The sequence below is a fragment of the Secundilactobacillus sp. MJ173 genome (assembly GCF_059704265.1).
In genome coordinates this window covers 132647-154552 of record NZ_BAAKGN010000019.1, presented here as the reverse complement: position 1 = coordinate 154552, position 21906 = coordinate 132647, and the positions used below count along the sequence as shown (strand labels likewise).

General features: G+C 44.8%; 19 protein-coding genes and 1 other annotated feature. Of the genes, 16 read left to right on the top strand and 3 right to left on the bottom strand.

The window, feature by feature from the left end; all coding sequences use genetic code 11:
• Window positions 1–8: 8 nt before the first annotated feature.
• Entirely contained in the window at window positions 9–575 is a 567-nt protein-coding gene (gene mnmM / locus AC6H04_RS03040; protein ID WP_497570300.1) for a tRNA 5-(aminomethyl)-2-thiouridylate-methyltransferase MnmM, read from the bottom strand.
• 189 nt (window positions 576–764) lie between these two features.
• Window positions 765–968: a binding site (T-box leader), on the top strand.
• A 69-nt stretch (window positions 969–1037) separates the two neighbouring features.
• Here mnmM and leuS point away from each other — a divergent pair.
• The 13 genes from leuS (at window position 1038) to AC6H04_RS02975 (ending at window position 16995) form a co-directional block, all read left to right on the top strand.
• A complete protein-coding gene (gene leuS / locus AC6H04_RS03035; RefSeq protein WP_497570299.1) occupies window positions 1038–3461 on the top strand; it encodes a leucine--tRNA ligase in 2424 nt (807 codons plus the stop codon).
• Window positions 3462–3732: 271 nt separating this feature from the next.
• The gene (gene purE / locus AC6H04_RS03030; RefSeq protein ID WP_497570310.1) at window positions 3733–4218 is read left to right on the top strand and encodes a 5-(carboxyamino)imidazole ribonucleotide mutase; all 486 of its coding nucleotides are present in this window, start codon (window positions 3733–3735) and stop codon (window positions 4216–4218) included.
• Window positions 4202–5323, top strand: coding sequence for a 5-(carboxyamino)imidazole ribonucleotide synthase (gene purK / locus AC6H04_RS03025; RefSeq protein WP_497570298.1), 1122 nt, complete (start codon window positions 4202–4204; stop codon window positions 5321–5323). The genes purE and purK overlap by 17 nt, the downstream gene beginning before the upstream one ends.
• Window positions 5324–5343: 20 nt before the next feature.
• A complete protein-coding gene (purC, locus tag AC6H04_RS03020) occupies window positions 5344–6054 on the top strand; it encodes a phosphoribosylaminoimidazolesuccinocarboxamide synthase (RefSeq protein WP_497570297.1) in 711 nt (236 codons plus the stop codon).
• An 11-nt stretch (window positions 6055–6065) separates the two neighbouring features.
• The gene (purS, locus tag AC6H04_RS03015; protein ID WP_098826255.1) at window positions 6066–6323 is read left to right on the top strand and encodes a phosphoribosylformylglycinamidine synthase subunit PurS; all 258 of its coding nucleotides are present in this window, start codon (window positions 6066–6068) and stop codon (window positions 6321–6323) included.
• Window positions 6320–6994 carry a phosphoribosylformylglycinamidine synthase subunit PurQ gene (gene purQ / locus AC6H04_RS03010; RefSeq protein WP_497570296.1) on the top strand — a complete coding sequence of 225 codons (675 nt, stop codon included), beginning with the start codon at window positions 6320–6322 and terminating at the stop codon, window positions 6992–6994. Before purS ends, purQ begins: the two co-directional genes overlap by 4 nt.
• Before the next feature lie 6 nt (window positions 6995–7000).
• On the top strand, window positions 7001–9220 hold the full coding sequence (gene purL / locus AC6H04_RS03005; RefSeq protein ID WP_497570295.1) for a phosphoribosylformylglycinamidine synthase subunit PurL: 2220 nt from the start codon (window positions 7001–7003) through the stop codon (window positions 9218–9220).
• Window positions 9205–10662, top strand: coding sequence for an amidophosphoribosyltransferase (gene purF, locus AC6H04_RS03000; protein ID WP_497570294.1), 1458 nt, complete (start codon window positions 9205–9207; stop codon window positions 10660–10662). The genes purL and purF overlap by 16 nt, the downstream gene beginning before the upstream one ends.
• A complete protein-coding gene (purM, locus tag AC6H04_RS02995; RefSeq protein WP_497570293.1) occupies window positions 10659–11696 on the top strand; it encodes a phosphoribosylformylglycinamidine cyclo-ligase in 1038 nt (345 codons plus the stop codon). Before purF ends, purM begins: the two co-directional genes overlap by 4 nt.
• A complete protein-coding gene (gene purN, locus AC6H04_RS02990; protein ID WP_497570292.1) occupies window positions 11668–12258 on the top strand; it encodes a phosphoribosylglycinamide formyltransferase in 591 nt (196 codons plus the stop codon). Before purM ends, purN begins: the two co-directional genes overlap by 29 nt.
• 1 nt (window position 12259) lies before the next feature.
• On the top strand, window positions 12260–13789 hold the full coding sequence (gene purH, locus AC6H04_RS02985; protein ID WP_497570291.1) for a bifunctional phosphoribosylaminoimidazolecarboxamide formyltransferase/IMP cyclohydrolase: 1530 nt from the start codon (window positions 12260–12262) through the stop codon (window positions 13787–13789).
• Between the two features lie 21 nt (window positions 13790–13810).
• A complete protein-coding gene (gene purD, locus AC6H04_RS02980; protein WP_497570290.1) occupies window positions 13811–15061 on the top strand; it encodes a phosphoribosylamine--glycine ligase in 1251 nt (416 codons plus the stop codon).
• 278 nt (window positions 15062–15339) lie between these two features.
• Window positions 15340–16995: a putative polysaccharide biosynthesis protein gene (locus AC6H04_RS02975; RefSeq protein WP_497570309.1), complete on the top strand. Its 1656-nt coding sequence runs from the start codon at window positions 15340–15342 to the stop codon at window positions 16993–16995.
• A 68-nt stretch (window positions 16996–17063) separates the two neighbouring features.
• On the opposite strand, the gene AC6H04_RS02970 is transcribed toward AC6H04_RS02975, so the two are convergent.
• Window positions 17064–17888: an NAD(P)H-hydrate dehydratase gene (locus tag AC6H04_RS02970; protein ID WP_497570289.1), complete on the bottom strand. Its 825-nt coding sequence runs from the start codon at window positions 17886–17888 to the stop codon at window positions 17064–17066.
• 191 nt (window positions 17889–18079) lie between these two features.
• On the opposite strand from AC6H04_RS02970, the gene pepV reads away from it, so the two are divergent.
• Both pepV and AC6H04_RS02960 read left to right on the top strand, forming a co-directional pair.
• Window positions 18080–19495 (top strand): dipeptidase PepV, encoded by a 1416-nt coding sequence (gene pepV, locus AC6H04_RS02965; RefSeq protein ID WP_497570288.1) that lies wholly within the window; start codon window positions 18080–18082, stop codon window positions 19493–19495.
• Window positions 19496–19507: 12 nt separating this feature from the next.
• Window positions 19508–20002: a universal stress protein gene (locus AC6H04_RS02960; RefSeq protein WP_497570287.1), complete on the top strand. Its 495-nt coding sequence runs from the start codon at window positions 19508–19510 to the stop codon at window positions 20000–20002.
• 58 nt (window positions 20003–20060) lie between these two features.
• Here the strand turns inward: AC6H04_RS02960 and AC6H04_RS02955 are convergent, their stop codons facing one another.
• The gene (locus AC6H04_RS02955) at window positions 20061–20720 is read right to left on the bottom strand and encodes a deoxynucleoside kinase (protein WP_497570286.1); all 660 of its coding nucleotides are present in this window, start codon (window positions 20718–20720) and stop codon (window positions 20061–20063) included.
• A gap of 212 nt (window positions 20721–20932) precedes the next feature.
• Between AC6H04_RS02955 and AC6H04_RS02950 the strand changes: the two genes are divergently transcribed.
• Window positions 20933–21703 (top strand): Cof-type HAD-IIB family hydrolase, encoded by a 771-nt coding sequence (locus tag AC6H04_RS02950; protein WP_497570308.1) that lies wholly within the window; start codon window positions 20933–20935, stop codon window positions 21701–21703.
• The last annotated feature ends 203 nt before the right edge of the window (window positions 21704–21906 follow it).

Here is a 21906-nt window from a genome sequence, read left to right as displayed (position 1 = left end):
AGACTTTATCACCGTTTTTGAATCGCCAGTAAAAAAGGCGGTTGATGAATCTGATTAATGAAACCGTACTGTAGGACTGCGTATTCTTTCTGATTCAGTTCTTTGACGTGATTGAGCACCATTTCCTTTTCTTGCTCACCACCAGGATGGCCATAATAAACGACTAATGCAACGATGCCACCACGTCGCAGGTGAGTTAAACAAGTTGTCAGTGCCTTCAAGGTGGTATCGCCATGAGTAATGACAGCTTTATTGCTGCCAGGCAAATAGCCTAAATTAAAAATAGCAGCGCTGATTTGCTGTTCCGGGTCCAAATACTGATTCAGGTGTTCGTGACCATCGTGAATCAGCTGTACCCGTTGTGTCATTCCTGTCAGTGTCAACTGTGTCGCCGTTTTATCTAGGGCTTGTTGCTGAACGTCGAAGCCCAACACGTGGCCGGTATTGCCGACTAGACTGGCTAGAAAAAGCGTATCGTTGCCGTTACCCACGGTGGCATCAACAACGGTATCGCCCTTGACGATAACTGGTTTTAAAAGAGTGTGACTGTAATTAACTGCGGGTTCAAGATTCATATTAGCTGTTCCTTTCATAGTTTGGATAATTTTATTATAGACGTTTAATCTAAACTATGCAGGAGGTCACTAATGATGGATAGGTAATTGACTTTACGTAACCCATCAGTGACTAATCATTCAGCGTTCTTCTTGAATGCCCTTGCTTCTCATACCTAAATTTGGTACTATGAAACCACTGAACAAAAATTAAAGACTGATGAGGACTATTAGGTGTGTGACGCTGTTCAGAAAGCGGATGGTTGTTGCGAATTCGTCGGCTGCACACCGAACTCGTCTCTGAGTTTTTCAACTGAACTAAAGTAAGTTGAGACGTGATTTTCGCGTTACGAAATAATGAGAGCCCGTATTTACGGGAATGTTAGGTGGTACCGCGGAAATTCCGTCCTACAAGAAACGTTGTTTTCTTGTAGGCTTTTTTAGTTTTCAGCTTGTCCGACATGAGAAAGGGAGCGTATTTGTTTGGCTTACAATCACAGTATTATTGAACGAAAATGGCAGCATTATTGGAAAGAGCATAAAACTTTTAAAACTTATGATGAACAATCAAAGCCGAAGTTTTACGCGCTTGATATGTTTCCGTATCCATCAGGGCAGGGACTTCATGTGGGTCACCCTGAAGGTTACACAGCAACTGATATTATTTCCCGAATGAAGCGGATGCAGGGTTACAATGTTTTGCATCCAATGGGCTGGGATGCTTTCGGTTTACCTGCAGAACAATATGCTTTGAAGACGGGCCACAACCCTAAAGATTTCACCGCACAAAACATTAAGACCTTTAAGCGTCAGATTCGGTCATTAGGTTTTTCATATGACTGGGATCGCGAGATTAATACCACTGATCCTGCTTACTACAAGTGGACCCAATGGATCTTTGAACAATTGTACAAACATGGACTCGCATACGAAGATAAGATCATGGTTAACTGGGCACCCGATTTCATGGGTGGTACCGTGGTTGCTAACGAAGAAGTTATCGATGGTAAAACGGAACGTGGCGGTTACCCAGTTTATCGGGTACCAATGCGTCAGTGGGTTTTGCGGATCACGAAGTATGCTGATCGCTTGATTGATGATTTGGATGATATTGACTGGCCAGAAAGTATTAAGGAACAACAACGTAACTGGATCGGTCGTTCTGAAGGGGCCAGCATCTTCTTTAAAATTGCTGGTGCAGAAGACAAGTCGGTAGAAGTGTACACCACTCGTCCAGATACGTTATTTGGTGCCTCGTATATGGTTTTAGCACCAGAACACGACCTGGTTGATCAAATTACCACACCAGAACAAGCTGCGGATGTAGCGGCTTACAAGAAAGAAATCGAAAGTCGTTCTGATTTGGAACGGACTGATTTAAACAAGAACAAGACTGGTGTTTTCACTGGAGCATACGGTATTAACCCAATCAACGGTGAAAAATTACCAATCTGGATTGGTGACTATGTGTTGGCTTCGTACGGAACTGGTGCAATCATGGCCGTTCCTGCACATGATGATCGTGACTATGAGTTTGCTAAGAAATTCCACTTGCCAATTAAACCGGTTATTGAAGGTGGCAATGTCGAGGAAGCTGCTTATACCGAAGATGGTAAGCACATCAATTCAGGTTTCCTAAATGGGATGGATAAGAAGACGGCGATCAAGGCTGCTATCGATTGGCTCGAGGAACACGATGCCGGCAAGAAGAAGGTTAACTACCGGTTGCGTGACTGGATCTTCTCTCGTCAACGTTACTGGGGTGAACCAATTCCAGTAATTCACTGGGAAGATGGCGAAACGACTTTGGTTCCGGAAGACGAATTACCATTGCGTCTGCCTGCTACCAAGCAACTAGAACCTTCTGGGACTGGTGAAAGTCCATTGGCTAACCTGGATGACTGGGTGAATGTGGTGGATGAGAATGGCCGTAAGGGGAAGCGTGAAACCAATACCATGCCGCAATGGGCTGGGAGTTCATGGTACTTCTTGCGATACATCGATCCGCATAATGATAAGATGATTGCCGATCCTGAAAAGCTGAAGTATTGGTTGCCTGTTGACCTTTACATTGGTGGAGCTGAACATGCTGTGCTGCATTTGCTGTATGCCCGGTTCTGGCACAAGTTCCTGTATGATATCGGTGTTGTGCCTACCAAGGAACCATTCTTGAAGTTGGTTAACCAAGGGATGATTCTTGGGACAAACCACGAAAAGATGTCTAAGTCTAAGGGTAACGTGATTAATCCTGACGAAATCGTGGATAAATACGGTGCTGATACGCTGCGGGTCTACGAGATGTTTATGGGACCACTAGAAGGTTCTAAGCCTTGGAGTACTGAAGGAATTGCTGGTGCTTATCGTTGGCTTGACCGTGTATGGCGGTTGATCATTGACGACAATAACCATTTGCGTGACCGGGTCACTACTATCAACGACGGTAAGCTTGATCTGATCTACAATCAGACTGTTAAGACGGTTACAGAAGATATGGCTGCACTTCGGTTTAACGTGGCTATTTCTCAGATGATGGTCTTCGTTAATGAAGCGTATAAGGCTGATAGTCTGCCATTGGTTTACATGGAAGGCTTAGTAAAGATGCTGGCACCGATCGCACCACACATCACTGAAGAACTGTGGTCATTGATGGGGCACGATAAGACCATTACCTACGCAAAATGGCCAACTTATGACGAATCTAAGTTGGTTGTGGATAGTCTTGAATTAGCTGTCCAAGTTAACGGTAAGGTTCGTGGTCACGTCACTGTCGCAACCGACGCTGATGAGGACACAGTTAAGAGTGCCGCTTTAGCTGAAGAATCTGTTAAGAGTTTTACGGATGGTCATGACATTAAAAAAGTAATCGTTGTGCCAAAGAAGATCGTTAACATCGTGGTTGGAAAATAATCACGGTTTGATCCGTTAAAATTAAATCACCAAAGGACCTGATTAATTGCCAATAGTTGGCAGTTAATCAGGTTTTTTTGTGCTTTCAATTTTGAGGGTGATCAATTAAGAAGCATCACTGGAATTTTCTTAAAAATAAGGGCATGAATCATTCATAAAACGATTTAAACACGAACATTGAATATACAAGTGATGTAATAGTTCGATTTTTGTGTTGACAGTTGTCCAAACAGTTGGTACTCTATGGGTATCAAAGGCAAAGGAGATTTTGATAATGCAAGTTGCACTTGTAATGGGATCTATTTCCGATTGGCCACACGTTAAAGCTACGGCTGATCTGCTCAGCGAGTTACACATTAGTTACGACAGCCACGTGATATCCGCTCACCGGATGCCACGTGAACTGCAACATTTTGGAGAAACAGCAAAAGACGAACATTACCAAGTGATCATTGCTGCCGCTGGTGGTGCAGCGCACTTGCCGGGAATGCTGGCAGCTAATACCACGTTACCGGTCATTGGGATTCCAATTCAATCTAAGGCGCTAAACGGCATGGATTCGTTGCTTTCAATTGTTCAAATGCCTTCAGGCGTGCCGGTTGCCACAGTGGCTATTGGTAGTGCCGGTGCTAAAAATGCAGCTTTGTTAGCGGCTGAGATTATTGCGCTGCAAGATGCTGATGTTGAGGCTCAGTTGCAAGCGTTTCGAACTCGCCAAACAAAGGAGGCTACTGAAAGTAATGACCAATTACAGTAGTCCGATTTTACCACCATCGACGATTGGCATTATTGGCGGCGGCCAGCTTGGCCAGATGATGGCGTTATCGGCTAAAGCAATGGGGTATAAAGTTGGCGTCCTTGACCCAACTGATCATGCGCCTGCAGGTCAGGTAGCCGATTTTCAAATCGTTGCTGAATACGATGATTTAAAAGCATTAACGCAACTTGCAACGCAAAGCGATGTTTTAACCTATGAATTCGAAAACGTGGATCAGACCGCGTTAAAACAAGTTGAAAACCTAACTCGAATTCCTCAGGGAATTGAGCTATTAACAATCACCAGCCACCGTCTACGAGAGAAAACGTTTTGTCGGCAACATGGACTACCGGTTACACCCTTCGCATCGGTGAAATCGATGGCAGATCTGCAGGCAGCGATTCAAAAAATTGGTCAGCCGGGCCTGTTGAAAACGGTTGAAGGTGGCTACGATGGTCACGGCCAGTTTGATATTAACGAACAGACGGATTGGCAATTGATTGAAGACGAAATTGAACAAACTGAGTGGATCTACGAACTGAAACAAGACTTTGTCCGCGAATTATCAGTGATGGTCACTAGGGACGGACAAAATCAAGTGATTACTTTTCCGGTGAGTGAAAACCGGCACCAGCACCATATTCTGCACACCAGTATCATTCCAGCTCAAACGACTGATACCGTGAAGAGTAAGGCGCAACACATTGCCATTCAAACAGCGGAAGCACTGAACTTACGAGGCGTGCTCGGTATTGAACTGTTCGAATTAGCTTCGGGTGAGTTAATGATCAACGAATTGGCCCCACGACCCCATAACTCCGGACATTATTCGATTGAGGCCTGCAATATTTCTCAGTTTGATGCTCATATTCGTAGTATTTGCGGGTTAGCAATCCCGCCGATTCGGCAGTTTGAACCCGCTGTCATGGTTAACCTGTTGGGTGACAACTTACTGGCAGCTCGTAGTGACTGGCCGACACATCCTGAATGGCACCTGCACGACTATGGCAAAGCCGAAGTGCGAGACCGCCGCAAGATGGGGCATATTACGGTCACGGGACCGTCAATCGAGTCATTGTTAGCATCTGTGAGTCAGTTTAGATAATCAGAAAGGATCTGGAAAGATTGGCAACTTTGATTAATGAAGGTAAAGCAAAACAGTTATTTACAACGGATGACCCTAATGTGATTCAAGTACATTACATGAACCAGGCAACGGCATTGAACGGCAAACGCAAAGAACATATCGATGACAAGGGTGAGGTTAACAATCAAATCGATAGTCTAATTTTTGAATACTTAAACCATCTTGGCATCTCCACTCATTTTATTAAGCGTCTGTCGGCTAGTGATCAACTGGTTAAAAAAATGAAGATGATTCCATTAGAAGTCGTTGTTAGAAATTACGCTTCTGGTAGTTTTCAACGGAAATTCGATACCGAATACCTGCAAGCATTTGAGCAGCCAGTACAGGAGTTTTATTACAAGAGTGACCGGCTGGATGATCCTTTCATTAACGATTCACAAATCCACGCATTAAAGATTGCCACGCCAGAACAAGTAAGTACCATGCGTGATCAGGTTTTTAAAATCAATCAGGCCTTGATTAAGTTGTTTGCTGCATCAGGGATTACCTTAGTTGATTTTAAAGTTGAATTTGGTTTCGATGCTGACAACAACTTGATCCTAGGCGACGAAATTTCACCAGATTCATGCCGGTTAGTTGATGCAACTACCCATGAATCGTTGGATAAAGACGTCTTTAGAAAACATACCGGTGATGTGATGGATGGCTATCGTACCGTTCTATCCCGTCTAGAAGCTACAGCCAAATAGGAGGTTGAAACATGTTCTTAGCCCAAGTTCACGTGACCTACAAGCCCTCAATCTTAGATCCGCAAGCCGTTGCAATTAAAGATGCCATGCACCGTTTGGCGTTTGATCAGGTGACAGCGGTTCGACAAGGAAAATATTTTGAAATTACGTTGGATGTCTCCACAGCGGATGAAGCCGAAAAGCAAATTGAAGCAATCTGTGACCAACTGTTAGCTAATCCGAATATGGAAACCTACCGTTACGATATAAAGGAGCTGGCTAATCAATGATGAAATTTGCAGTGGTGAGTTTTCCAGGTTCTAATTGTGATGAAGATCTGTATTATGCCATTACCGATGATTTAAACGAGGCTGCAACCATTGTGCCGCATACGACCACTGATTTATCAGGATTCGACGTGGTTTTGATTCCTGGTGGTTTTTCCTACGGTGACTATTTACGGGGCGGAGCCATTGCCAAGTTTGCACCAGTGATGTCAGCCGTTAAGGCCTTTGCACAGGCTGGTAAACCCGTATTAGGAATTTGCAATGGTTTCCAGATTCTGACCGAGGCTGGTTTGTTACCGGGGACGTTACAGCATAATCGGCAAATGCAATTTATCTGTGAACCCGAACCTTTACGAGTTGAGAACAATCGGACAATGTTTACGTCCGCTTTTCAGGACCAGCAGCCAATTACGTTGCCGATTGCCCATGGTGAAGGTAACTACTACTGCGATGATGCAACTTTAGCTAAACTACGTGAAAACCATCAAATTGCGTTCACGTATCAAAATAATCCCAACGGTAGTGTATCAGACATTGCCGGTATTACTAACGAAGCCGGTAACGTACTGGGCATGATGCCTCACCCAGAAAGGGCAGTCGAAGACATTCAGGGCGGCACGGACGGTCTATTAGTATTTAAATCACTTGTACAAGCTCATTTAAGGACGGTGTAAGAGGGTATGCAGCAACTAAAAACGGAACTAACGCCAGAAGAAATTCGTGAACAAAAACCCTATGAAGCTTGGGGATTATCAGAACAGGAATACGATTATATTGCCCAAAAATTAATTGGTCGTCTACCCAATTATACTGAAACGGGTTTATTCGCGGTTATGTGGAGTGAACACTGCTCATACAAGAATTCCAAGCCAATCCTGCGAAAGTTTTGGAATGATGGTTCACGGGTGATTCAAGGCCCAGGTGAAGGTGCTGGTGTTTTGGATATCGGTGATGGTCAAGCAGTGGTGTTCAAGGCAGAAAGCCATAATCATCCCAGTTTCGTAGAACCATTTGAAGGTGCTGCAACCGGTGTTGGCGGTATTATCCGTGACATTTTTTCCATGGGTGCCAAACCCATCGCTTCATTAGATAGTCTTCGATTTGGTGAGCTGGATAATCCTAAGAATCGTTATTTAGTAAACGAAATTGTTGCCGGCATTGCCGCTTATGGTAACTGTATTGGGATTCCGACTGTCGGTGGTGAAATCGGTTTTGACACGGTTTATGATGGTAATCCGCTAGTGAACGTCATGTGTGTTGGTTTAATGGATCAAGCAGATTTGAAACAAGGTCGTGCTAAGGGAACTGGCAACGCAATCATCTATGTGGGGGCCAAGACTGGTCGTGATGGAATTCATGGTGCCACTTTTGCCTCTAATGAATTTAGTGAAGAAAAAGAGGCGGACCGTTCAGCCGTTCAAGTCGGTGATCCCTTTATGGAAAAACTGCTGACGGATGCCTGCCTGGAAATTATTCATGATCACGCCGAAATTTTGATGGGTATTCAAGATATGGGTGCCGCAGGTCTGGTGTCATCCTCAGCTGAAATGGCATCCAAAGCTAAAAGTGGTGTCACCATGAACTTAGATTTGGTTCCCCAACGTGAACCGGGGATGAGTGCTTACGAAATTATGTTGTCAGAATCCCAAGAACGGATGCTGCTGTGTGTTAAGAAGGGTGAAGAACAAACTGTTTTAGATATTTTCGCCCGATATGATTTAGATGCTGTGGTGGTAGGCCACGTTACCGATGACCGACAATATCGGCTTTATCAGCACGGTCAGTTAGTGACTGATGTTCCGGTAACCAGTTTGGTCGACGACGTTGTGGAACATGAACAGCCAAGTCGTAAACCAGCACGGTTGAAAAACAGTCAGCCAGCTCAAACGCCAACGATTAAAGATCCGGCTGAGACGTTGAAAGCCTTACTGGCTCAGCCAACCATCGCCTCTAAGAAAGCCGTGTATAAACAGTACGATTCACAGGTTCAAGCGAATACTGCAGTCACGCCTGGCAGCGATGCAGCGGTAGTTAGAGTGCGTCATACCAAGAAAGCTTTAGCCATGACGACGGATTGCAACGCACGCTATATTTACCTTGATCCCTTTGTTGGCGGTCAAATTGCGGTTAGTGAAGCAGCTCGTAACATTGTTGCCAGCGGTGGTGTTCCAATTGGCATTACAGACTGTTTGAACTTTGGTAGCCCGGATGATCCAGAGAGCTACTGGGAACTGGATCAATCAGTTCAAGGAATTGCTCAGGCTTGTGAAAGATTTGATACCCCCGTTATTTCTGGGAACGTGTCGATGTATAACGAAACCGATGGGCATTCAATCTATCCAACCCCAATGATTGGCATGGTTGGACTTATCGAAGACACTGATTACATTACCACCCAGTCGTTTAAAAAGGCCGGTGATGCCGTTTATCTCGTTGGTGAGACTGGCGATGATTTTGCTGGCTCGGAACTTCAGAAGTTGCAGGGTCAGGTTCCACCAACTGGCACATTGGACTTTGATCTGGACGTTGAAGCGGCTAATCAGCAATTGATTCAAAAAGTGATTAGGGAAAACCTGCTCAAGAGTGCTCACGATTTAAGCGAGGGCGGTTTAGGTGTTGCACTGGCAGAAGGGTTATTCGATTCTAGTTTAGGCTTTGAAGGTCAAACCAGTTTAACTAATGTACAACTATTCAGCGAAACCCAGTCACGCTTTATTGTCAGCGTAGACGCAGAAAACCAAGCCAAGTTTGAAGCATTGGCAGGCAACCAAGCAGTTTTACTGGGGCACACCACTGATCAAGATCAAGTGAGTCTCACGACTGCCGATGGCAAATTGAAAGCAAGCTGTGCTGATCTTAAAGCTACTTTCGGAGGTGCTCTGGGATGCCTAATGAAGTAAAAGGACTTAACGAAGAGTGTGGCCTGTTTGGCATCTGGGGACGTGACGGTGCGGCTCAGTTAACCTATGATGGTCTGCATAGTCTTCAGCACCGCGGCCAAGAAGGGGCTGGCATTGTGAGTAATCAGGATGGCAAGTTTCACCGTCAACGTGGCTTAGGCCTATTAGCCGAGGTTTTCTCCGATCCTCAGAAAATGACTTCTTTGCCCGGTAACGCTGCGATTGGTCACGTTCGATACGCAACCGCAGGCAATCACGGTATTGCAAACATCCAGCCGATGTATTTTGACCATCCGGCTGAAGGACAGTTTGCCCTGGCTCACAACGGTAATTTAACCAATGCAACGCAATTACGTCACGATTTGAAGCAAAAGGGTGTCCAGTTTCAAGCAACTTCTGATAGTGAACTGCTAGGTGAATTGATCCAAACGAGCCCCCAAAAGACGTTTGTTGAACAGCTAAAAGCATCTTTGAATCAACTTCGGGGTGGTTTTGCCTACTTATTAATGACTCCCGAAATGATGGTGGCCGCTCTAGATCCCAATGGGTTCCGGCCGTTAGTGATCGGTAAAATGGATGATGGTGCCATCGTCATTTGCAGTGAAACTTGTGCGTTAGACCAAGTTGGCGCTACGTTTGTACGGGACGTTGAGCCTGGCGAAGTTATCATTGTGACGGATGAGGGCATGACCATCGATCATTTTACAACTGATACGCATTTGTCGATTTGTTCAATGGAATATATTTACTTTGCACGCCCTGATTCAGTGATTCGTGGGATTAGTGTTCATGAAGCTCGTAAACGAATGGGCGCAGCCATTGCTAAAGAAGCACCGGTCAAAGCTGACGTGGTTATCGGTGTACCCAATTCATCACTGTCAGCGGCAATTGGTTACGCGCAAGCCAGTGGCATTCATTACGACATGGGCATGATCAAGAACCAGTACGTTGCCCGAACGTTTATTGAACCCACGCAAGCCAAACGGGTCCGTGGCGTCAGTATGAAATTATCAGTCGTGAAGTCAGTGGTGGCAGGTAAGGATATTGTGCTAGTGGATGATTCAATTGTTCGTGGCACAACCAGTGGCTACATTGTTGGTTTGCTTAAGCGAGCAGGGGCCAAATCAGTTCACGTGCGAATTGCTTCTCCAGTGCTGAAGTTCCCTTGTTATTATGGTATTGATATTCAAACGACTAAAGAGTTGATTGGGGCTAATCATTCCGTACCAGAAATTTGCCAGATGATTGGAGCAGACTCTCTGGCATACTTGAGTGTTGATGGGTTAGTTAAGTCAATTGGCGACTTGAATGATCAACCCAATCACGGTTTATGCACGGCTTACTTTGACGGTAAGTATCCCACCCCGCTTTACGATTATCAGGCTGGCTTTGATGCTGAAGTTGCACGTCTAGGATTATATGAAGGAGCGAATAAACGTTGACTAGTCAATACGAACAAGCAGGAGTGAATATCCACGCTGGTGAGGAAGCAGTTCGTGATATCAAGACCATCGTTAGTCAGACGCACGATGCTAATGTCCTTGGCGGTTTAGGCGGCTTTGGTGCTGAATACGAATTGACTTCAGAGGTGAGTCAGCTCAAACAGCCCGTGCTGATTTCTGGTACGGACGGTGTTGGCACTAAGTTATTGCTGGCCATTGAAGCCAATCAGCACGCTACGATTGGTATCGATCTCGTGGCAATGTGTGCTAATGATGTGCTGGCACAGGGTGCTAAACCCTTATTCTTTCTAGACTACATCGGCTTAGGAGAACTAGAGCCTGACAAGGTGATGACAATTGTTAAGGGTATCGCTGAAGGGTGTCAGCAGGCCGGCTTGTCGTTAATTGGCGGCGAAATGGCAGAAATGCCAGGCATTTATCGCTCAGCGGATTATGATTTGAGTGGCTTTGCGGTTGGTATCGCTGATAAAGCCCGTTTGCTTGGTTCGATGAATGTGCAAGAAGGCGATGTACTCATTGGTTTGGAATCAAGTGGGGTTCATTCTAATGGCTTTTCACTGGTTCGTAAAATTATTCAAGACGCGGATTTGGATTTAAACCAGGTTTATCCTGGCTTGAAACGGTCACTGATTGACGAATTGTTGACCCCCACAAAACTCTACTATCACCAAGTTTATCCCTTGATTCAGACTGGTAGTCTGCATGCCATGGCACACATTACCGGCGGGGGATTGGCGGATAACCTTGGCCGCATGATTCCGGCTGAATTAACGGCTTTGATTGATCCTAGCAGCTGGCAGACACCAGCAATTTTCAACGTGTTACAAAACGCTGGTGAAGTGGCTACGGCGGAGATGCGGCAGGTCTTCAATATGGGAATTGGCATGGTTTTGGTGGTTTCACCCGCAAAGATTGACGAAGTGACATCAGTTTTAGACGAACAACAAACGGCATACCAAACGATTGGTAAGGTGGTGAAGCGACGTGAACAACCAGTCCAGTATCAAGAGTGAAGCTCGGATTGCCATCTTTGCTTCTGGCAACGGAACAAATTTTGAGGCGTTAGTTAACGCTGATTTACCAGCAAAAATCTGTGTTTTAGTTTGTGATCAACCGGATGTACCGGTGATTCAGCGAGCAAAGAATCATCAAATTCCGGTGATTTTATCATTGCCTAAGAAGGGTGTTAATAAATCGTCAAGGGAACAAGCTTTATTGCAGGATCTAGCACCGTATCATATCACTGGTTTGGTATTGGCCGGTTACATGCGCATCGTTGGGCCAACCTTGCTTAACGCGTTTCCACGACGAATCATCAACATTCACCCAGCGTTGCTGCCGTCATTTCCAGGTCGGCACGGTATTGAAGATGCGTACGACGCCGGCGTTAAAGTAACCGGTGTGACGATTCACTATGTGGATGGTGGCGTAGACACAGGTGAGATTATTGCCCAGGAGGCAGTTTCTCGAACTGATCAGGATACGCTGGCGACTTTAGAAGCGAAGATTCATGCTGTTGAACATCAGTTATACCCACAAACGGTACGTCAATTAATTGAAAAAGGAGTGCTTTAATTTGGCTAAATTAGCATTATTGAGTGTGTCTGATAAAACTGGCATCGTAGAATTTGGTTCAGAACTGACTAAGCGCGGTTATGAACTTATCTCTACGGGCGGAACCTTAAAAACGTTGGTTGACGGTGGTGTTGAAGCGACCGCCGTTGAGGACGTGACGGGTTTTCCGGAAATGCTGGATGGACGGGTAAAAACGCTGCATCCACGGATTCACGCAGGGATTTTAGCGAAACGGGACAATCCTCAGCACATGGCTAAATTAAAGGAAAACGGCATTGAACCAATCGATCTCATTTGTGTCAACTTATATCCTTTTAAAGAGACGATTCAAAAAGACGGTGTGACGGATGCCGAAGCCATCGAACAAATCGACATTGGCGGGCCATCGATGCTCCGAGCCGCGGCTAAGAACTTTCAAGATGTGACGGTCATTACGGACCAAGCTGATTATTCAGAATTTTTGGAACGGTTTGATACCGATCAGTTAGACAAAAATTATCGCCGGCATTTAGCAGCTAAGGTCTTTCGCCAAACGGCAGCTTATGACGCTCTGATTGCTAAGTATATGACGGAAGAACCATTCCCAGATAAACTGACCGTTACCTACGAAAAAGTTGAAGATATGCGCTATGGCGAAAACAGCCATCAAGCAGCTGCTTATTATAAAGAACCGATTCCAGCTAGTTATTCACTGGCTAATGCCAAACAGCTTCATGGTAAGGCGCTCTCGTACAATAATACCCGTGATGCTGACGCTGCCTTACGGATCATTGCTGATTTCGACAAGCCTGCTGTGGTTGCCTTAAAGCATATGAATCCTTGTGGTATTGGGGTAAGCGATAACCTGCTGACTGCCTGGGACTTAGCTTATGAGTCTGATCCAATTTCCATTTTTGGCGGCATTATTGCCTTGAACCGCAAAGTGGATTTGGCAACGGCTGAAAAAATGCACGCTTTATTCCTAGAAATTATTATTGCACCAGCTTTTGATGATGACGCATATGCAGTGTTAGCAAAGAAGAAGAACTTACGGATTCTGACTTTGGACTTCGGTAAGATGAATCCTAAGCAAAAAGACATTGTTACTGTGATGGGTGGTGCGCTCTATCAGGACGCGGACACCGTTCATGAAACGGTTGATGACTTTAAAGTGGTTTCTAAAACCCAGCCAACCGAGGCGCAATTAAAAGCGTTGGAATTTGGTCAAACGGTGGTTAAACACGTGAAGAGTAACGCTATTGTGGTGACTACTGCCAATCAAACTTTGGGCGTTGGTGCCGGTCAAATGAACCGGATTGACTCCTTAAAAATTGCGGTGGACAAAGCGGAAGAAAAGGCTGGTTACGATGAAGCAGTTGTGGCTTCAGACGCCTTTTTCCCCATGGATGATTGTGTTGAATACGCCGCAAAACATGGGATCAAAGCCATTGTTGAACCGGGTGGCAGCATTAAAGATCAGGCGTCCATCGACAAGGCTGACGAGTATGGGATTGCATTAGTCTTTACTGGTGTTCGTCACTTCAAGCACTGATTCTAAATTGGGGGCAATGACATGGAAAATTGGTTAGTGATTGGTGGCGGTGGCCGCGAATATGTTTTGGCTGAGACACTGGCTAAAGTGCCAAACCGTCAAGTCTACGTTGCACCTGGCAATGTCATGATGGCTAAACTACCTAGAGTAGAAACCGTTTCAATCGACGAAATGGCGTTTCCGGCACTTGCTGAATTTGCTGAAAAACACCACGTTCAGTGTACCGTGGTCGGACCGGAACAGCCCTTGTCGGCTGGCATCGTTGACTATTTTGAGGCTAAGAATCTGCCGATATTTGGTCCAAACGAATACGCAGCTCAGCTGGAGTCATCCAAAACGTTTGCGAAGCAGATGATGAAAGATAGTGGCGTGCCAACAGCCAATTATCAGGAATTTACTGATTTAGCAGTGGCTTTGACATACGTTCAGACGCAACAACCGCCATTAGTGATCAAAGCGGATGGATTAGCTGCGGGTAAGGGCGTTATTATTGCCAATTCTACACAGGAAGCCACCGATGCAGTGGAAAAGTTAATGTCTGCCGGTTCAAAAAAATTACTGATTGAAGATTATCTGCAAGGGGAAGAATTTTCACTTTTTGCCATGGTTAACGGTACTACATTTATCACCATGCCAATTGCTCAGGATCATAAGCGCTTGGGCGACGGCGATGAAGGTCCCAATACTGGGGGGATGGGCGCTTATAGCCCAGTTCCGCACATCGATAACAGTTTAAAACAGGCGGCAATCGATCAAATCATCAAACCCATCTTGGCTGGTATGGCTGATGCCGGTACGCCCTTTAATGGGTTTCTGTATGCTGGATTGATCAATACGCCAACGGGAATTAAAGTCATCGAATTTAACGTCCGCATGGGTGATCCGGAGACACAAGTGGTGTTACCGCAATTAAAGAGTGATTTAGGAACCTTGATCTTGCAGTTAAAGCAGGGGAAACAACCCGTTGCAGAATGGCAGCATGGCGAGTTCTACTTGGGCACGGTTGTGGCTTCACGTGATTACCCCCGGTCAGTTGTGAATGGTCGACCGTTACCAGTCATTAAGGAGTCAGATGTGACCATTAGCTATGCCGGAGTCAGCCAAGACGGTGAGCAGGTCGTCAGTCATGGTGGTCGGGTTCTCATGGTCACGACGAAAGCTGAAGATTTGCAAACCGCTCAAACCAAGGTTAACGCGGTGCTGGATGCTAACGTTGATAAAACTGGCTATACGTTCCGGCATGATATTGGTTTTCATGCGATTGGACAGTAACAAGATTATCCTGAATACGGTGGCATAAGAGTTAAACAAAAACACGATGATTTTCTCGTTGAGAGATTATCGTGTTTTTATTTTGCCATTAGCTCTTAAATTGTTAAATAAGTATAAAAAATGGCGTTGCTGACTATAAAACTGTTATTATTAAAGCTTATGGTGTAGTAGATTGAACGACTTCGGTATAAAGCATTGCTCAATGCTCAAAAAAATATTAAAATAATATGTAATTTGCAAAAATGGACGAATGAAAGCAGGTATTTTTAATGACTGAGATGTCAAATCACAACGAATCCGGCAATACGGCGCCGGATTCAAAAGACCAGATGGTTACCGGTTCTGCCTGGATGACCGCTGGCAGTATTTTCTCCCGAATCCTTGGTGCGGTTTACATCATTCCTTGGGGAATCTGGTTTGGCAGTTACTTTTTCCAAGGTAACGCACTCTATGGGAAGGGCTATAACATTTATAGTTTCTTCTTAATTGCGGCCATTGCAGGGATTCCTTCTGCCATTGCGAAAGAAGTGGCCCATTATAATGCCATGAACGAGTATGGCGTTGGCTTTCGGCTATATAAGCACGGCTTTATTCTGGCTGGGCTGACAGGACTTGTTTGTGCCGGTTTACTCTATTTTGGTGCGCCATTGTTTGACGGTGGTGATGCGCGGGTTGTACCCGTACTGCACTCACTGGCTTGGGCGGTTTTGATCATTCCGGTGATGAGTCTTTCCCGAGGCTTCTTCCAGGGATATCAGCAAATGGCACCTTCTGCTATTTCCCAATTCGTCGAACAGCTTGCTCGAGTAGCCTACATGTTAGGGTCTGCTTTTATCATCATGCGGGTACTTCATGGTAGCTGGGTGACAGCTGTTTCCCAGTCAACCTTCGCTGCCTGTGTTGGGGCGATTGCTGGGACCTTGACACTGGCCTGGTATTATTTTAAGAATCGGCCAACCTTTAATTCGTTAGTGGCGAATAGTAATAATGAAATTGTTGTTCCGGCTAAGCAACTGTATCAAGAAATTTTGCAGCAAGCCTTACCATTTATTGTGCTTGGTGCCGGCATTACCATTTTTCAGTTGATTGATCAGTACACTTTCTTTAACTTTATGCGTGGCACGGGAATCACTTCCACGGTGATGTTGAACAATTTATTCGCCATGTTTAGTGTTAACGCCAATAAATTGATTATGATCATTGTTTCGCTGTCTTCAGCCTTAGCAATTACCGTTGTTCCATTACTGTCTGAAGCGTATACGCGTAACGATCATGAAGATATTAGTCATCAGTTGACTAATGCCATGTTGCTATTTGCGTTCGTAATGATTCCTAGTGCTTTGGGGATGGTCGCTATTGCGCACCCTCTGAACATTATCTTTTATGGGACATCACACAAAGATTTAGCAACTGCTGTTTTGGCGTTTTCCGCTTTTGTCTCAATCATGTTGGGTCTGTTCAGTGTGACTTCCGCTATCATGCAGGGGGTTTCTCAGAATAAACGTGCGGTTCGTTACTTCGCGGTGGGCACCATCGTTAAGCTGGCGTTGCAGTGGCCATGCATTCACTATATGGGCGTTTTTGGTCCGTTGGTAGCCACCACAATTGGGTTCTTAGTTGCCAATATTTTGATCCTACACTGGTTGAATAAGTCCTTTGGAGTTGATTTCCCAGCCATTTCTAAGAAAGTGAATGGTGTTTTGGCATTTTCAATTCTCATGTGCGGTGTGGCTTACTTGCTAGTTCGATTAGTGAGTCGTTTGCTCGCCACGTTTATGGTAGTTGATTCACGTGTGGGTAGTTTGATCGTGGTGGTGATTGCAGTTGGCGTTGCCGGCTATCTGTATGTCTACCTGGTTCTTCGCACGCGGTTAGCTGATACCGTCTTGGGTGATCGAATCAAACGATTAAGAGCAATGTTGCATATTAAATAAGTTAAGTAATTATCAGATTAAAATAAAAGCTTTGCAATCTCTCAAAACGGATTGCAAAGCTTTTTACGTTAGTGTTGATGATCATGCATGAACCGTGGTAATTCGTGAATAATTTGCGTGGGTAAAACTACGTATTGAGTTTGGGCGAGCTCATCCGCAATCGCGCTGTGAGCGTAAACTGCAGCCAATACCGCATTTATCTGATTCTCGAATTGGGCTGTAAACCCACCAATCATACCAGCTAATGTGTCACCCATGCCGCCAGTTGCCTGAGCTGGTGTACCTGCAGTGTTTAAATAACTGCCCGTTGGCGTGTAAATCTTGGTTTGATGTGATTTAAGGACCACGATGCCACCCAGTTGCTGCCGAACAGTCTCGTTTGCCGTGTCAGTTTGATCGGCAATCTTAATACCAGACAGTCGTTGCCATTCCATCTGGTGGGGTGTAAATACCAGGGTAGCTTGCGGCAGTTGAAGGCTTTTTTCAGAAACTAGGGTAATCGCTGATCCGTCAATAACTAGTGTCTGAGTGGGGGTAACGGTATCAAAAACGGTTTGAAGCACGTTTAAACTTTGAGCAGTTGTCCCCAATCCAGGTCCAACGACAACGGTATCGGCGGATGAGATTAAATCAGTCAACTCAGCATGGTTGGTAAAATCAGCGACCATTGCCTCGGGCATTCTAGCGTGCAGGCTAACAAAGTTGCTGGAATCAGTTAGGGTAGTGTTCAGACCGGCTCCACTGTATACGCTGGCTTCGGTTGCCATGATGATTGCACCACCAAAATGATCATTACCACCGATCAAACATACCCGACCGTAAGTACCCTTATGACTTTCTTCTGGCCGGATTCGAATTGTTCGAGAAAGAATCTCGTCTGTGAGTGTTTCCACGTTTATCGCCTTCCTATAATTAAATACTTAACATGAGTATAGCATGATGATACAAGTTGTGATTAATTTTCACCGTTCGATCCAAACCAGTGTATTTCTCACCGGTTATGTTTAAGCCCAGCTGTTTGCTCCTCACAATGCTGGTTATATGCTAGAATAGTACGTGAGAAACCAATATTGGAGGAACTTAAATGTCAATTGATTGGAAAGCAGCTGCAACACAACATCAAGCAGCTTATATCGATGATTTAACGAAACTGATCGCCATCGAAAGTGTTCGTGACGATTCAAAGAAAACGGCTGATGCACCGTTGGGACCAGGACCAGCAGAAGCACTTCAGGCCTTCTTGAAAATGGCTGAACGTGATGGCTTCAAGACCACTAACCTTGATAATTTAGCCGGTTTTGTGGAATACGGTGAAGGTGATGAAACCATTGCTATCTTGGCTCACGTTGACGTGATGCCAGCTGGTGAGGGGTGGTCAACGGAACCGTTTACCCTGACTGAAAAAGACGGTAATCTGTATGGTCGTGGGACATCGGATGATAAAGGACCAGCGCTAGCATGCTACTATGGTCTAAAAATCTTGAAGGAACAGGGAATTAAACTCAATAAGAAAGTGCGCTTCATTCTCGGTACCGATGAAGAAAGTGACTGGACTGGCATGAACCATTACTTTAAGACGCAGCCAGAACCAACCATGGGCTTTTCACCTGATGCTGAATTTCCGCTGATCAACGGTGAAAAAGGCAATGCCACTTTTACGTTGACCACGCAGGGTTCAAACGGCGGTGACTACCGACTTAACCAGTTCAGTGCGGGCTTACGTGAAAACATGGTTCCGCGAGACGCTCATGCAGTTGTTGAAACGGACGATAATGAAGCATTGGTCAGTGCCTTTACTGCCTTTTTGGACGAAGCACCCGTTACCGGGGACGTTCATATCGATACGGATGGGGTTCATTTCCACGTCATCGGTAAAGCGGCTCACGGCATGGAGCCTAAAAACGGTATTAACGCCGGCACTTATCTGGCATCGTTCTTGAAAACTTTGGCTTTCGGCGGTGATGCACGCTCATTCCTAGAGCTTCTTGGTGGTGATCTCCACGATGATTCTCGCGTTCATAAGTTGGGATTAGCGTTTACCGATGACATCATGGGAGATTTGACCATGAACGTTGGTGTCATGGACTTTAAAGCCGGTCAACCAGGGAAAATCGTATTGAACTTCCGTTATCCTAAAGGAATGACAGCTGACGATCTGCAAGCGAAACTAACTCAAGTGGCTGATCAAAACCACTTTGAGTTAAGTAAGGGCCGTGAGATGGTGCCACACTACGTTGATCCTGAAGATCCTATCGTGACAACTTTAATGGACGCTTATCGTGAAATGACTGGTAAGAAGGCGGCTAAGCCAGAAGTTGTTGGCGGTGGCACGTACGGTCGATTAATGAAGCGGGGCGTTGCGTTTGGTGCACTCTTCATGGATCACACACCAGACACGATGCATCAAGTAGATGAGTTCCAACCCATTTCTGATTTAATGATGGCTATGGCAATTTATGGCCGATCAATTGAGGCGCTGGCAAACGAATTACCAGACTAAGGAGTGATGGTATTGGCACAGCTTAGTAATTATCAAAACGTGATGGTTGGTGTGGATGGTTCAAAGCAGGCGAAGCGAGCCGTTCAAAAGGCAATCGCAATTGCCAAACGAAACCAGGCGACACTTTATATTGTGAGCGTGCTGAACATCAGTAAGCTGACGAATATTGGCAAGTCTCAATTTGGTTTTGGCGCTGTTGACCCAGAGATCTTAGATGAGTTTAAACTTAAAATGGATCAGCTGGTTGCAGGTTATCGCGATCAAGCGATTGAACGTGGTGTTCAACAAGTTGAGATTCACGTTACATTTGGTAATCCCAAATTAGAACTGGCAAAGAATTTACCCCAGCTATTGGGAGTGGACCTGATCGTTATAGGCGCTACTGGAGCTAACGTGGTTGAACGGATGATGATGGGTTCTAATGCTAGCTACGTTGTGTCCAATGCCCACGTTGACGTCTTGATCGTTCGGACTGATTTGGACAATCAGCAGTTGAACGTTTTCTAAAATAAAACAGGCTCCGGTGCATGTGATTATGCATCGGAGCCTATTTTGTATCAGAAGTTTACATTGCGTTTGAAATAGAATTCGTATTTCTAATCTTGCTAAGCGCTTCGTCGACTTGGCTTAAGACCGTTTGTACGTTCTGAGGGTCTTCAAGATTATATTTTTGTAAATCGATTTTGATCTTAGGACTAACATCAAAATCATCATACCATTTTTGATAAGCTGACCACATCTTATAGTAGTAAGCTTCACGTTCAGGATGACCATCGATTTGTTCGTAATCACGACCGCGTTTCTTGATTCGATAGAGAATCGTCTCGAAATCGCTGCTGGCATAGACGAGCAAATCTGGTGCTTTCTTTGGTAACGAGTTCAGTTCGTTCATCATGTTGTCTAATAACTTAAGGTAAACGGACAATTCGGTATCACTAATGTTACCTTCGGCGTTATTTTCCTTAGTGAATAATGCGTCTTCGTAAATAGAACGGTCCAAGATGTTGTTATCATCGGCCAAGGCCTGCTTGATCATGGAGAAACGCTTATTTAAGAAATAAATCTGGAGCAAGAAACCGTATTGCTTAGGATTTGAATAGTATAAAGGTAGTACTGGGTTTTCGCCCACTGGTTCGAAGAATGCCTTGGTTCCTAAGTGTTCCGCAAGCATTCCAGTTAAAGTTGTTTTTCCAACACCAATCATTCCGGCTGTAATAATCACCATAATAGCCCCTCTTTTAATAAAATATGCAACATATAGTGTACCATAGATTCTATAGATACTACATATTCATTTTAACTTTTTGAATAGTAACCGCTTTAACCGCCTAGGCATACGGTTTTTCGAAGAACAATTTGATGATGAGGCGTCATAACCCAGTGTCAAAATCACTCGTAGTATAATGAATGTAACGGGATGAAGGAGGATACTGAATGATGTATGATGCAATCGTATTTTTTGATTTGGATGGGACTTTATTTGATGACCAGAAGAACGTGCTGCCAAGTAGCATTGATGCTATTAAGCAGATGTCAAAGAATAATATTCTTTCCGTTATTTCCACTGGTCGCAACGTCTTTGAAGTGCAATATGTGCTTGATGAGACTGGCCTTGATACCATCGTCAGTGCTAATGGCAGTTACGTCCAGTATCAAGGTAAAAAACTCCATCAAGAAGTGATCCCAGAAGAGGTTCTCGACGAATTTACCGATTATGCTAACCAACAAGGCGATCCAGTGGGTTACTTTAATAACCGTGGCTTTCGACTGAGTCAGGCAAATGAGGCCACGAAGGAAAACTTTAAACTGTTGCGCTTGGATGCCAAAGTGGACCCTGATTTTTATCATCGTGAAAAAATCAATTTTATGAACGTCTTTAATGAAGATAAGGAAGAACAATATCAAGAACGCTTTAAGGGGGTACTGTCGTTAGTTCGCAATAACCCACGAGCTCTAGATACTATGAATGCCGGTGTTTCAAAGCGAACGGGAATTCAAATTCTGCTAGAAGCAGCTCACTTAGAAAACGTTCATACTTACGCGTTCGGCGATCAGCTGAATGATTTACAGATGTTTGATATGGTTGATACCCCAATTGCCATGGCAAACGGGCATGAGTTGGCTAAAGAGAAGGCGGCTTTCGTCACAACTTCCAATATGGATGACGGGATCGTTAACGGTTTGAAACACTTTAATTTGATTAAATAAGGGATATTCCGATATTGATTGTAATCCTCGTTTTGATAAACGCTATCAGAACGGGGATTATTTGTTTGGAATACTTGAATCTCACTTTCTTAAACGTGCTCCAACAAGCAGAGACTTGCATCTAAGGGGGCTTAGGCAAAAATCCCCAAAGACCAGGATTTTCGCCTAAGCCCCCTTAGACTCCAGTCTCTAAACGCTTGTTT